Annotated in this window: 13 protein-coding genes; 2 read left to right on the top strand and 11 right to left on the bottom strand. The window is 43.1% G+C overall.

All coding sequences use genetic code 11. The features are described 5' to 3' along the window. Positions 1–106 precede the first annotated feature (106 nt). The 10 genes from R8N46_RS06525 to rbsD form a co-directional block, all read right to left on the bottom strand. Positions 107–787 carry a Crp/Fnr family transcriptional regulator gene (locus tag R8N46_RS06525; RefSeq protein WP_104976156.1) on the bottom strand — a complete coding sequence of 227 codons (681 nt, stop codon included), beginning with the start codon at positions 785–787 and terminating at the stop codon, positions 107–109. Between the two features lie 134 nt (positions 788–921). Next, positions 922–1653, bottom strand: coding sequence for a nucleoside phosphorylase (locus tag R8N46_RS06520; protein ID WP_064354716.1), 732 nt, complete (start codon positions 1651–1653; stop codon positions 922–924). Between the two features lie 10 nt (positions 1654–1663). Then, positions 1664–2395 carry a nicotinamide riboside transporter PnuC gene (pnuC, locus tag R8N46_RS06515; RefSeq protein ID WP_104976157.1) on the bottom strand — a complete coding sequence of 244 codons (732 nt, stop codon included), beginning with the start codon at positions 2393–2395 and terminating at the stop codon, positions 1664–1666. Positions 2396–2555: 160 nt separating this feature from the next. Next, positions 2556–2774 carry a hypothetical protein gene (locus R8N46_RS06510; protein WP_005499106.1) on the bottom strand — a complete coding sequence of 73 codons (219 nt, stop codon included), beginning with the start codon at positions 2772–2774 and terminating at the stop codon, positions 2556–2558. Positions 2775–3004: 230 nt separating this feature from the next. Beyond that, positions 3005–4012 (bottom strand): substrate-binding domain-containing protein, encoded by a 1008-nt coding sequence (locus R8N46_RS06505; RefSeq protein ID WP_064354714.1) that lies wholly within the window; start codon positions 4010–4012, stop codon positions 3005–3007. A gap of 35 nt (positions 4013–4047) precedes the next feature. Continuing rightward, entirely contained in the window at positions 4048–4965 is a 918-nt protein-coding gene (rbsK, locus tag R8N46_RS06500; RefSeq protein ID WP_115386595.1) for a ribokinase, read from the bottom strand. Between the two features lie 223 nt (positions 4966–5188). Then, positions 5189–6067 (bottom strand): ribose ABC transporter substrate-binding protein RbsB, encoded by an 879-nt coding sequence (rbsB, locus tag R8N46_RS06495; protein ID WP_005373143.1) that lies wholly within the window; start codon positions 6065–6067, stop codon positions 5189–5191. An 87-nt stretch (positions 6068–6154) separates the two neighbouring features. Further along, on the bottom strand, positions 6155–7138 hold the full coding sequence (rbsC, locus tag R8N46_RS06490; RefSeq protein WP_005382618.1) for a ribose ABC transporter permease: 984 nt from the start codon (positions 7136–7138) through the stop codon (positions 6155–6157). Next, positions 7135–8640 carry a ribose ABC transporter ATP-binding protein RbsA gene (gene rbsA, locus R8N46_RS06485; protein WP_213972215.1) on the bottom strand — a complete coding sequence of 502 codons (1506 nt, stop codon included), beginning with the start codon at positions 8638–8640 and terminating at the stop codon, positions 7135–7137. The genes rbsC and rbsA overlap by 4 nt, the downstream gene beginning before the upstream one ends. Positions 8641–8663: 23 nt before the next feature. After that, positions 8664–9083, bottom strand: a complete 420-nt coding sequence (rbsD, locus tag R8N46_RS06480) for a D-ribose pyranase (RefSeq protein WP_005382620.1) — start codon at positions 9081–9083, stop codon at positions 8664–8666. Positions 9084–9556: 473 nt separating this feature from the next. On the opposite strand from rbsD, the gene R8N46_RS06475 reads away from it, so the two are divergent. Further along, positions 9557–11917 carry an EAL domain-containing protein gene (locus R8N46_RS06475; protein ID WP_115386594.1) on the top strand — a complete coding sequence of 787 codons (2361 nt, stop codon included), beginning with the start codon at positions 9557–9559 and terminating at the stop codon, positions 11915–11917. Positions 11918–12057: 140 nt separating this feature from the next. On the opposite strand, the gene R8N46_RS06470 is transcribed toward R8N46_RS06475, so the two are convergent. Continuing rightward, on the bottom strand, positions 12058–12633 hold the full coding sequence (locus R8N46_RS06470) for an imm11 family protein (RefSeq protein WP_213972281.1): 576 nt from the start codon (positions 12631–12633) through the stop codon (positions 12058–12060). 837 nt (positions 12634–13470) lie between these two features. Between R8N46_RS06470 and R8N46_RS06465 the strand changes: the two genes are divergently transcribed. Further along, the gene (locus R8N46_RS06465) at positions 13471–14112 is read left to right on the top strand and encodes a murein L,D-transpeptidase catalytic domain family protein (protein WP_005373154.1); all 642 of its coding nucleotides are present in this window, start codon (positions 13471–13473) and stop codon (positions 14110–14112) included. Positions 14113–14323 lie beyond the last annotated feature (211 nt).

The raw sequence follows: 14323 nt of genomic DNA, 5'->3' as shown, positions 1-14323 counted from the left end.
TTAATGCATTCAACAAAATTTAAGGTACTTTACATTAGTTACGTTTACTCAAGACTTAGATATATCAAAGACTTATAAAACCCATCAGTTTCAATACCTGGGCGTATCATTCATGCGCTTCAATAAACGCTTTGAGTGCCAGCTCATCAATAATCTCCAAACCGTTGTCCGTTTTTGTAATCAATCCCTTTTCAATCAAGTCCTTAACTGCACGTCGATAGACTCGGCCTGAGGTGCCAAACCGCTCAGCCTCTTGGTTCACTTTATCAAAGCCACCAAGGAGCTTATCCGTCTGATTACGGACGAGAAGATCATAGGCAATGTTGTAAGTAATGGGATGCAACAAACGATTAGTGTAGATATCCATGGAGTCTTGATAATCCTCAGCCAATGCTGAAGCGAAGAACACCATCATTTGGGGATAATTTTGCAGCGCTTCGGTTAGTTTTTGGATACAGATAACATCAACCTGCATATGTTCATCTGCTATCACATTCCATTGACAAGGAGTCCGAGTGAAGAACTCCATTTCACCATAAATATGATAGTCGCAGTTAGCTTCCCCTAATTGAAAACGTCGTCCATTTGCGGCCAATATGTTCATCGAGACTCGACCTACTGGCACAACATACAAGTACTGAAGTTGCTCACCTTGGCGGAGAATTGCTTCCCCAGCATCAAAGAAACGCGAATTTATTTGGCATTGATAAATCAAATCGCGAAAGGTGGCACTCTTTTCTTCAAGGTATGTTTTGAAGCGACCAGTCGGATAAGGGCTGATTTTCATTTTCTGCTCTCTCAGAAAAAGTTACGGACAACTATTTAAGGTGGATTGTACCCCGTAACTCCAAATAAAAAAGCGACAGTGACCTGTCGCTTTACATCTATTCTGTTTATGTGACTTACTGAGATAGAGACTGGCTAACGCTGAGCAACCAAGGCTTCTAATGCCGTAATCGCGGCACTCTTCTCACCTTGCATCATTACTTTGGCTTCATCAACGTACTGACCAACACCTTCTTTCACATCTTGTTGATACAGCACCACGTTGTTTAATATCGAAGCCACATGAAGGCCTCGTAGTCGACCGACCGTAAACAGCGCAGAGGTTTCCATATCGGCACCTAAGATGCCTTTCTTGTTCCAATGTTGGCATATTGCATCTTCGTCATCGGTATAGAAACTGTCGTGAGAACGCACCACACCAAAATGATAATGCACTTTTTGCATCGACAAGTAACGCTCAACTTCCTTTAACAGTGAAAAGCTTGCGTAGGCTGGATAAGACGAATCGACATACGCTTTAGAGCCGCCCTCATCTCTTACCGCGCCTTCGGCAATGATCAACTCGCCAAGGTGAATGCCTGATTGCATTGCCCCCGCAGATCCAACACGTACCACATGAGTCACACCGCACTGTTTTAGCTCTTCCACTGCGATGATCATCGATGGCGCACCTATACCTGTACTACACACTGAAACAGGCTTGCCTTTGTAGTTGCCGGTAAACACACGGTACTCGCGGTTTTCCGACACCATTTCTGCATCATCAAATAATGCCGCGATACGATTCGCTCGATCTGGCTCGCCGCATACAATAACGAGAGGAGAGATTTGTGTTTCATCCACTCCGATATGAGGTTGTTTGGCCATTTTTCGTTCCTTACACAGCAGCGTGCGCTAAGGTTTTATCGCCATTGCGCTTAGCGCTACGAGCCCACTCACGCGTGCCATTGGCAGCGATGAACATAAGAATCGCGTACTGAACAGACATTGCGTAAACACCTTGCGTCGCGTAGATACCCACACTGATAATGTTAATCACAACCCATAGAATCCAGTTTTCGACGTATTTACGTGTCATCAGAATTTGTGCAACAACAGACAGTACTGTCATGGTTGCATCCCAGAACGGGAACGCGTCAGGTTCAAGCACCGGTTCAGCCAAGCCAGCACCAAAGAGATTCAAGCTATCAACAGCAATGTTTGCTAGCGCAAAGAAAAATGGGTCGATATAGATCGTTAATAATGCGATACATGCAACGCTAATAGAGGCAGTAGTAATAAGTTTCTGTTTATTTAACCAGCGAACTTCCAGCGTTTCACCTTGTGCGTTTGGACGGGTCCACGCATACCAGCCGTAAATGTTCGCACAGAAGAAAAACAATTGAAGAAGCAATAATCCGTATAACTGAATTTGAAAAAAGATAACGGCAAAAAGCGTGACATTCAGCAAACCGAATAAGTAGTTGATGGTTTTTTCTTGGCTGGCAAACCAAATGCAAAGCAGTCCAAAAACGGTACCGAAAGCTTCGATCCAACTCATTGCGTAGCCGTCGCCGATCGGAATGTTAAAGAGAGTATTATTAATATCGAGTAAGGCAAAGAGGTCCATAACATGTCCTTTATTATTTTGTTTGGAATACGCCTATATTAGAACGTGATATCCAACAAAAAGGAGGACATTTGTCCTCCTCTTGATGCACTCGATCATAAATCAGATTCATTACTTACTTGAAAGTACCTATTTATCTCAATTATTCATTCCAAATGAACTAGGACTCGTGTCCTAGGTAGCGCTTTTTGAACGTCGATGCTGACGCGAACAGTAAAGTCGAAGCAAATGTAAACACCACGCCAGCCAAGTATACATACTCTTCATTCGCAAGTAGTTCATAAACACTCACGACAAACACCGTTAATACTAGTGAAATATTGAAACGGTGAAACCACGGCCTCTTTACTGAATACTGTGCATATCTCTTAACTAACATAAAGATTTTCCATTCATCTCAATAATTTATAAATCTAATTATAGGCTTTATTAATAATAAGCTTTTTAAGCACTATCGACACGAAATCTTTCGAGTTACTCGCAAAAAATCACACTTTTCAAATGTTGAGTTAATAAATTCGAACATCTGTTTTGCATGCTTATTTATTTTTTAGCCCATTTTTTATAAATTATATGCACTAAATTTGTTAACCATGCGTTTGTTTTTAATTAAGAGAAATTCGTCACACTGTTGCGTACAACCAATGTTGGTTCCAGTTGAACGACTTGAGCGTCGTTAGATTTGTCGTCCAGTCTTCGTACAAGAGTCTCAACGGCAGCCTGCCCCAAACGGTACTTAGGCTGATGAATGGTAGTTAGCGATGGCGACATAAATTTCGCGATATGGATGTCATCGTAACCAATAATGGATAGGTCGTCCGGCACTTTAATACCGAGCTCATTTGCGGCGTTAATCACACCCATCGCCATCATATCGTTAGAGACGAAAATCGAGCTGGGTAATGCGCCACGTTGAGCCATTTTTTTGAACGCTTGATACCCACCCTCACATTCGAAGTCCGATTCAATGATCCAATTGGCATTAAATTCCAAGCCCGCTTCGTTCATTGCTCGCTTATAACCTTCGTATCGCATTTGCGCTTGGTGTTTAATCAAAGGGCCAGTGATGCACCCAATTTCGGTATGGCCGCAATCAATTAAGTATTTCGCCGCTAAGTAACCGCCACGAAGTGAGTTGTCTTGGATTTTATCGCTTGTAAATAGCATCGGCCCCCAGTCCATTACCACAACTGGGATATCTGGGTAACGCTCAAATACATCGATACGCTCTCCTTCTAGCGACGAGCACATCAAGATCAAACCATCGACACGCTTTTGCAATAGCGTATTAATGGATTGACGCATACGTTCGTTATCACCCTCGGTGTTACATAAAATGAGGCTGTAGCCTTTTTGGTAGCAGCTGCGTTCGACGCCTTTTACGACTTCGCCAAAGAATGGGTTGGTTGAGGTTGTCACGAGCATACCAATGGTTTTGGTACGATTGACTTTGAGGCTACGCGCCAACGCAGAGGGCGCGTAGTAGTTAAGCTCTTTTGCGGCATTGTTAACGCGTTCAGAGATCTCTTCGCTCACAAAACGCGTCTTGTTAATAACATGGCTCACTGTTGAAGTGGAAACCCCTGCCAGTTTTGCGATGTCTTTCATCGTCGCCATGTTACTACTCCTATTTTAATGAGGCGTTGTGCGCCTTATTGTTCAGCGAGAAACGCGTCCACCTCTTCGCGGGTTGGAATCGACGTTTGCGCGCCAAAGCGGGTCACAGAAATTGCAGCCGCCGCATGTGCAAACTTAATCGCTGATTCTAAAGGTAAACCTTCTAGGAGACCAGTGACGAATGCCCCATTAAATGTATCGCCCGCTGCGGTAGTATCCGTCGCTTCAACGCGGAAACCCGAGATGATTTCGCCTCGACCGTTTTGGCTTAGCCAAACGCCTTTTGCACCGAGTGTGATCATGACAATTTCTATACCTTTACCATGTAGCACATTCGCCGCTTCTTGCGCGCTTTCGTTGTCTGTTACAGTAATACCTGTCAGAACTTCAGCTTCCGTTTCATTTGGCGTAATCACGTCAATGTAAGACAGTAATTCATCTGACAATTCACGAGCTGGCGCTGGGTTCAGAATGACATTGGTTTTGGCATCTTTCGCTACACGCGCAGCTTTCTCAATGCCGCACATCGGCGTTTCCAATTGCATTAGCAAGTAATCTGCTTGGCGAATACGCTCTAAATCTGGCTCAATCGCTTCTGCTGTCAGTTTGGCGTTCGCTTCAGCTGAAATGCAAATGCTGTTCTCCCCACTGTCCGACACTTGAATCATCGCGATACCTGTCGGGCAATTTGGCTGCATCGTCACACCAGTGATATCGATGCCGTCCATTTTGAAGTTTTCGCGAATGTTAATGCCGAATGAGTCGTCGCCCACACAAGCGATAAAACCGATGTCTGCATTTAATCGCGCCGCCGCGACGGCTTGGTTGGCACCTTTGCCACCTGGGATAACTTGATAGTTGCGACCATGCAGCGTCTCGCCTGGGCGAGGGAAAGAAGGCACTTGAAGAACATGGTCAGCGTTTACACTACCTAACACCACTAACTTATTCATACGGTTATCCTCGGTTCTGAATGAACCCTTTTTAAAAACTGTTTAGGAAAATACATTAGATGACTTTAACTTCTCTTCCTGATAAAGGAGTCTCGACAAAAAGCCAAAGGCATCTATACCCCACACTTTGCAGTATTTTGGGTAAGTTTGCCCTCACCTCCTAAACGACAGATATAAACGGAGGAGAGAGCAAAAATTAGGATGATTTATTGGAACTAAAAACTTACTTAGTGACTACTTTTAGTGGTACCGGGATGTACTCTTCTACTTCTTCACCTTTCAAAACTTTGTCAGCCGTTTCAACACCTAAAGCACCGATAAGGTCTGGTTGCTGAGCAATAGTTGCCGCTAGTTTGCCACGGTTAACTGCTGCAATGCCGTCTTCCGTACCATCAAAACCAACGATAACGACATCTTTGCCAGAAGCTTGAACTGCGCGAAGTGCACCTAGCGCCATTTCATCATTCTGTGCAAATACCGCTTGTACATCCGGGTTAGCCGCTAGCAGGTTTTCCATTACGTTTAGACCTTTCGTGCGGTCAAAGTCAGCTGGTTGGCTAGCAAGAAGATCCATATCGCTGCCCTTCACGGCATTCATAAAGCCTTCACCGCGCTCACGCGCTGCCGATGTGCCCGCAATACCTTCAAGTTGAATGACTTTTGCTTTTTCGCCGACTTTTTCCATGATGTAGTGGCCTGCCATTTCACCACCAATTACGTTGTCCGACGCGATGTGACTCACAACTTCACCACGGCTTGCACCACGGTCTAATGTCAACACAGGGATCTTAGAACGGTTCGCCATACGAATTGCATTAGACACTGCATCAGAATCCGTTGGGTTGATAAGAATTGCTTTTACGCCGCGAATACTTAAATCCTCGATGTTCGACAGTTCTTTACTCGGGTCATTTTGCGAGTCCAGTACAATTAAGTCGTACCCCAATTCTTTCGCTTTTGCTTCCGCACCGTCTTTCATCGTTACGAAGAACGGGTTGTTTAGCGTCGAAACCACAATCGCCATGGTATCTTGAGCTTGCGCCGCTACCGATACGGTTGAAGAAAGAAGTGCAGCAGAGATAAGAGTTGCAAGTTTTTTCATCGTTCTAGTCCTTTGTGTAGGGTGAGCCAGTACACATCCCCTGACTCGGTTTGTATTCACTGTTTTATATATACAGATTGTTATGAATTACTTGTTTTTGTTGTCTACCAATACCGCCAGCAAGATAACCACTGCTTTTGCAATCATTTGGTAGTAAGAAGAAACATCAAGTAGGTTAAGTGCATTGTTCAAGAAACCGATGATCAGCGCACCAATCAAGGTACCCATGATACGGCCTTTACCGCCCATCAAGCTGGTACCGCCAAGAACAACCGCTGCGATAGCGTCTAGCTCGTAGCCCATACCCGCTGTAGGTTGCGCCGAAGAAAGACGAGACGTTACGATAATACCTGCAAGCGCTGCTAGCATACCGCAGATGGCGTAGACACCAATCTTCACTCGGTCTACATTGATACCTGATAGGCGAGTCGCAGACTCGTTGCCGCCTAGTGCGTAAACATAGCGACCAAAGCGCGTGTGGTTAAGTAAATACCAAGCCGCTGCGAACACAACCACCATTAACCAAACAGGAACCGGAATGCCTAGCGCGTAGCCAGTACCAAACCATGCGAACGCATCCGCGGTGTCAGTAAAGCCTGTCGAGATTGGTCGACCTTCGGTGTACACCATGGTCACACCGCGTAGTAACGTCATGGTAACCAGCGTAGCGATAAATGCCTGCACCTTACCCTTCGCAATAATGATACCGCTGATCGCACCTAACGCTGCACCTGCGACTAAAGCTGTTGGAACCGCCACCAGCACCGGAACCTCAAGCGCAATCATGCTTGCCGCAAAGGCACCACACAATGCCAATACCGAACCAACACTTAAGTCGATGCCTGCTGTTAAAATAACTAATGTCATACCCACTGCGATAATGGCATTCACGGAGGTTTGACGAAGAATGTTGAGAATGTTGTCGACCGTAAAAAAGTTCGGGTTCAAAAATGACACAACAACGATCAGAAAGATCAAAGCTATCAGTGATTTTTGCTCAATCAGCCACTCTTTTGTGAACAACTTCTTGTTGCCAGTTTCGGTTGGTTTGCTCATGGTATTCGTACTCATGCTGCTTCCTCATTGATCTCTTTGCCTACGGCACAGGCGAGTAATTTTTCTTGATCGGCGTCTTTCGCATCAAATTCGCCGGTGATACGACCTTCATGCATCACTAAAATACGGTCGCTCATGCCGAGCACTTCAGGCATCTCGGAAGAAACCAAGATGATGCTCATGCCTTCGGCCTTAAACTTGTTGATGAGCTGATAAATCTCTTTTTTTGCTCCGACATCAACACCACGTGTCGGCTCATCCAGAATCAGAACTTTAGGTTTCGTCATTAACCCTTTCGCTATCGCAACTTTTTGCTGGTTACCACCAGATAAGTTGCCGATGATTTGATCTCGCGTTGGGGTTTTAATGTTGAATAACTTAATAAAATCTTCCACTGCAATCACTTCGTCGCTGTGTTGAATCTGGAAGCCTTTGGTCAGCTGGTTTAGCGAACAAAGTGACATGTTATCCTTAACTGAAAGACCTAAAACCAAACCATCGCCTTTGCGATCTTCAGAGATGTAAGCGATACCATTTGCCAAGCCATCTTGCGGGCTAACCGGGTTAATAGTTTTGTTATCAAGATTGATAACACCATGCTCACTAGGTAATGCGCCGTAAATGACTTTCATGAGTTCAGTGCGGCCTGCGCCCATCAAGCCAGAAATTCCAAGAATCTCACCACGCTTGAGAGTAAAGCTCACATCCTGAACGCCAGACCCAGTCAAACCAATGACTTCAAGACAAGTTTCGCCATGTTGGACATCAATACGTGGATATTGCTCTTCTAATTTTCGGCCAACCATCATTTCAATTAGGCCATCTTCATCAGTGTCGGACACCTTGCACTCACCGATAAACTTACCATCACGAAGCACTGTAATATCATCACAGGTTTCAAAGATTTCTTTAAGACGATGCGAAATGTATACGATGCCGCATCCTTGCTCGCGGAGCTCATTAATCACTTTAAACAGTGATTCCGTTTCGGTATCGGTCAGTGCGTCCGTTGGCTCATCCATAATGATGACTTTCGACTCAAACGAAAGTGCCTTTGCAATTTCCACCATTTGTTGTTCACCAAGGCTTAAATCGCCAAGCAATGTTTTTGATGAATGCTTTACATTGAGACGTTTTAAAAGCTTGTCAGCTTCGTCATACATTTTGCCCCACTGGATACGCCCTAAGGAGCCGGTGAACTCTCGTCCCAAGTAAATATTTTCGGCAATCGTCAGTTCAGGAATCAGGTTCAGCTCTTGGTGAATAATGCTAATACCAGCTTCCTGTGAATCGCGTGGACCTTTAAAGGCCGCCGGCTGACCTTGATATTGAATGCTCCCCGCATCCATGTGGTAAATGCCTGTCAACACCTTCATTAACGTTGACTTGCCTGCTCCATTTTCACCCATCAGCGCCATAACACGGCCTGGATAAACATTCAGGCTTGCTTTGTCGAGTGCTTTTACGCCCGGAAACGCCTTCTCAATTTCGCTTAGTTGTAGAATGGCTTGAGTCATAATCTGTCCTCAATATCTCTGGCTTAAAAAACCACGCCCGCTTGGAAAATAACGTTCGCATATGGCGAGCATTCGCCGGTTCTTACGATAGCGCGACTTTGGGCCGTGCGTGCTTTAAACGCTTCATGTGACACGTAGCTCACCTCAATAGATTTGCCCGTCTCTTCACTCTCTTTGCTCAGTTCGTTGAGCAACGCTTCATGCAAAACTGGGCTTGCATCAGAGAACTCTTCCGCAATGATGACCCCTTCGATTTGGGACTCAGATAGAATTACGCGAACAGTATCAAGAAAACTTGGTACCCCATGCGTTAGCGCCAAATCGATTCGCTGAACATGCTCTGGGATTGGTAGACCAGCATCACATATCGTGATCTCGTCGGTGTGGCCTAGCGTCGCCACCAAGTAAGAAATATCTGAGTTAATTAGGGTACTTTTTTTCATCTCATCGACCTTTCGGTTACACGTTCATACAACCATGAGCGCCTGTCTTAAAGTGTTTTCGTTATTAACAGAAAACTCATCGAAACGTTTCGATGAAATAATAATTCGTCATCGCAATTTGACCAGTGTGAGATCGATAAGGTGTGAGAATGATCTGTAATTCAATTGTCATTGAATAGGAAAAGTGCACTTGAGTCACACTTTACCATCGAAACGTTTCGATGACGGTATTTCCCTGTCATTACGGTTAGGTTTTATACAGGGAGGAAGGAAAAGAGACGTCCAACTACTGAGAAAACCTCTAGTTAATAAGCTCGAAACCTTTCACGTCATCACAATTCTTAGATAGCTGCCTGATTTTGGAGAACGCTCACCTTACAATCTGGTTACAATTTGCCAAAACACATCATCCGTTCAGTACCTTACCTGGTACGCGACGTTTGTAGGGACACAAACGGAAACTAAGAACCATAATGAAGTTAAGCAATAGAGTCATTTTGCTTGTCGCGCCAGTGATCTTATTAAGCGCGTTAGTATCTAGCTATATTATTTATAGCATTCAAAAAGTGACGCTCATCAAGCGGGAAGACAGCTATATTCAGTTGCAGATGGAAAAGCTGGCCGGGCAGTTTCGACAAGCGAATATTTTTCTTAATAGCTATGCCTATACGCTCAGTAAAAGTGATGTATTACAAGACTATTTGGTTAATCATAACAACCCCTATCGTGAGCGAGTCTTGTTTAATCGATTAGACGAGACCGCTGAAGTATTAAGCCATGGTTACAAAGGCGATGCGAGCATGGCGATCCTCGACGGCAAACAAAACCTTCTCTACTACACAGAAAACAAATATTACGAATCATCGGGCGTGGTCGACCCAAAGGTATTAGAGTACATATCACGAAGTTTCAATGACAGAGAGGCTTTCAGTCACACTGGCTTTATTTATAACTCCAGTGGACAAAGCATTCTTCTTCAATATGAGGTCGTCGACAAAAGAACGGGGACTCACCCTTTGAGCTTTGACTCGAAAAATGTGTTTTTTGTGGTAGTTTCCGTATCACTTGAAGCCTTTAACGAGATTAAGCATGAAATCGAGTTTGACACACACAGCGTGATTACTTTCGCCGACAAACCCATTTATCTTGATATTCCTCTCGCTCAAACCATTGAGCTGCTGCCGCACTTTTATGCCGTGCTTTCTCCTGCCGAATATTTAATGTGGAATAAAGTCGATAAAGTGTGGCTAGAACTTGCTTTCTCCTTTGGCGTAGCGGCGTTTTTCACTATCACATTAATCATTTTGGTGTTGTACCGCTATGTGTTGCGCCCTGTTTCTCGCCTTGATAAGCAGCTGAACGAACTTGAATCTAATCAACGTGACAATATTGAAAAGCTAGAAACAAACGATGAAATAGGACGCCTCTCTGCACGCTTTTTTGATATGTATGAGGAACTTAATGTCATCTATAAAAAGACAAAACGCCTAGCTGAAACGGATCACCTGACGCAACTTGCCAATCGCCATCGTTTTCATGAGCTTGCCACTCGTGAACTTATCTCCCCTTCGCAGTTTCTGTGGGTTGTTTACGTCGATCTTGATAACTTTAAATACGTGAATGATAAATACGGGCATGAATTGGGAGATAACTTATTAAAAGTGTTCTCATCACACATCAAGAATGCTTGTCAAAAGTTCTCGCACGATTACAACAGCCCCTGCTTTGCCGCCAGGTTATCTGGTGACGAATTTGCAATTTTGCTGAGCTCAAATCAAGAGGTAAAACGCTTGCCTGATTTGCTTGCATCAGAGTTACTAAAACCGATTAGTAATCTCAGTTCATCTTGGAGTAATTCATTTCCCGTTACGGCAAGCGTAGGTATTGCACAATATCCTCAAGACGGTACTGACATCGCGAAATTACTCTCCAGTGCCGATGCGGCTATGTATCAAGCAAAACGGGCAGGGAAAAATCAATACGCCTATTATTCAGCCGCTCTCAATATTGAGTCTCAAAGACGAAGTCAGCTTGAACGTGCGCTCCGAAAAAGCAATGTAGAGGAAGAATTCCACCTTGTTTTTCAACCCTATATGAACAATCGAAGCAACGAAATTGAGGGGTTAGAAGTCTTGTTGCGCTGGGAAGCCGAAGGTATCGGCCCTATCCCCCCAAAGGAGTTTATTCCAATTGCAGAGCAAGCCGGATTATTTGATAAAATTGACCGCTGGGTTTTCGCCAATGCAACGGCGGAATACCATCAATTAAGGAATATTTTCGGTAAGGATATTGTTCTTTCGGTCAATCTTTCATCAGCAGAGCTAAACTCGATAGAAATGGCAAACTACATCCATGAACAAGCGACACTGCACAGTGTTAAACCAGAATGTATTGAGATAGAAATAACCGAAACCTTTGCCGCAGAACAACAAGGCACGGCCCTACTTGATGAGCTATCAAAACGTGGCTACCGTCTTGCAATTGATGACTTTGGTTCTGGTTACACATCGTTAACTCAGCTCGTTCAGTATCCGGTTCAAAAAATCAAATTTGATCGAGAGTTCCTCGTTACATTGATGAACACCAACAACGGACATGTGATCAAACCTATTATTGAGCTATGCCATGCCCAAAATAAAACGGTTACAGCAGAAGGTATTGAACACAATATGATGCATGAATGGTTATCGGCATACCGCTGCGACTATATGCAAGGCTATTTATTTGGCAAACCAATGACTAAAGAACAATTGAGCTTGTGGTGGCAATCGGCAAATGACGACAGTCGATTTGATGCGTCCATGGTCAGCTCAATTAGGGTTTCAAGAACATAAGTTAAGGGGGAGACGTACAGCAGTCACAACTGTGGCGGCTGTATTTAGCTGTATATGAGCTTCATTGATAGATGCTCAGCTTTTGTTCCCCCATACCTATATCTATGACTTTAGTTGAGTAAATCACTATTTATTCGTTTTTAAACCAGCACTTCCTTGAAATCCAAACCGGTCAAATTCAGCGCTTTGACGCTATCGTACAAGCCACCTTTTTTGTCCGTGCAAAACGTTCTGAGCCCAGCACCTTTTACTCTGAACAAGTTAGATTCATTAACGGCTTCTCTATTCAAAACGAGTTTCTTAAACGGTCTAACACGACTTAGCTTACCATGACGAAGATTATACTCGGTAGCAGAGGTATCAATAGCATCAATTTGAGTGACAATGTTTAATGCTCGCCAAGGCTTTCCTTGTAGATTTAATGGTAAAAATTCGACATTCTCGCTTAACACATTGAGCTTATCCGCAATAGAAGCGGATACAGCAAGAGTAAAAGATCCCCATGCTGCAATATCAGGCCTGGGTAATGGCTTTTCACCCTTAACGTCTAACCATTCAATATCAATACTTTTCCAACTGGCTTTAACAGGCTCTCCATAGAGTTGGATAGGTTTGCTTGCCGTTACTTGAAGAGACATTTCCAATGACGACTCTCGCAACATTGCAAAATCATTAACATTGGGAGTGACAATAAACACTTTATTAAATGCTGTCATAACCGTCCTTAAATCAATTTGAGCGCTTTCAAACCAAACCAAACCAAACCAAACATAATAGATAGAGTTTACTTTCATGTTCAAAAATTTAATGAATTCAGATCTGGCGTTCTTATATTTTAATTTCTAAGTTTTATTATTTATATATTTTAATCCACACGATAGAATTATTTTTTCAATTTTTACTATGTACCCTTCCTTATGTAATCGAATAAATTAGAGAATAAACAATAGCACGCATCACTTCACTTTTGTCGAGCTCATCACTCTCACTTAAACGATACATTCACAAGTTCAATTTTTGTACGACTTAGACTTGGCTTTGTCAATCGTGAATTAAAAACAACCGATTCACCGCTGTTTTACTGCCTTTTCTTACCACCCTGTTGTTTATTCATACATTATAAACGCACTTATACACATAACGATTCGGCGTTACGATTTGTTACGAGTTAAATCACAAACTTTTGAGGTATTGGATAAAGCGTAGAAAAAGAAAACACATTGAAATAAAAAGAGTTTCTAAAGTACGAAAAATAAAACGCCGTTTTTATAAATTAGCAACTTCACAAATATCCTTAAACACAGTTTTATTAATTACATATATCAGATATTATTTACGCCGAAGTTTATAGAAACCATCGTTAAACTTCATATTTTATATAAGTTTCAATTAGTTAGTTTTTAACTCGAAAACTTATCGTCAACCCAATATCAAGCACCTAAGCGTGCAATAAGAAACATTGGGAATAGAATTATATTGATGTGCATGTTGTTTTAACGAATGCATGAAGCAATCGGTAAATTTGTAACACCATAGAGTTTTATTTAGCCAAGATGAAAAAGTTAATTTTATTATTTACATGTGCGCTGTTGTCTGTCTCACCTTTTGCTTTTGCAAAACAATCAGATAACGAACCCAGGGATCATTTACGACCAAAGCAAGTTGAACATGTGTTTAAACAAGCCAAGCTAGATGGCATAGTAGACTTTAAGTTGTTCAGTGACGCTTACATCGCTTATCAGAAGACACCCGATAGAAAGAAGTCGGTACTAACGATCATCGACTATAGTAAACCATCAACTGAAAAGCGTTTTTATGTGGTTGATTTAGATAAAAAGAAGCTAATCTACAATACGTATGTTTCTCACGGCGTGAACAGCGGAAAGAAAACAGCGACACAGTTTTCAAATGTCGTGAACTCGCGAAAAACATCATTGGGCACTTTTTTGACTGATACCACTTACTACGGCTCAAATGGCTATTCACTTCGATTAGATGGGCTAAGCTCTGGATTAAACGACAAAGCTCGCGAGCGTTACATTGTCGTGCACGGTGCCGATTACGCAAACCCTTCCTTCATCAAGAAGAATGGATACCTCGGACGCAGTTGGGGTTGCCCTGCTTTACCAGAGAAGTTGTCTCGCGAGATCATTGACACTATAAAAGGTGGCAGCGTTATTTACGCAAGCGCGTAATACCTATGTGACACATATGGGGAAGAAAAAAGAAGATTCTATTTCTTCCCCAGTAATAATCCTGTTAGCTTAATCGTCCTTGTGCAACGACTCTCTTTCCATTTTCGCTTACTCGAAAGCGAAAATTATTGTGTTATTCGCTGATATACCTAAGTGCGATCAGAAAACTCTGTTCATCCCCCTTCCATCTCGTTAGTATACGCTGAGTTGA

The organism is Vibrio sp. 1874, assembly GCF_033344395.1.
GTDB lineage: Bacteria > Pseudomonadota > Gammaproteobacteria > Enterobacterales > Vibrionaceae > Vibrio > Vibrio alginolyticus.
The sequence above is the reverse complement of the archived record's forward strand: the minus strand, read 5'-3'. Positions and strand labels throughout refer to the sequence as shown.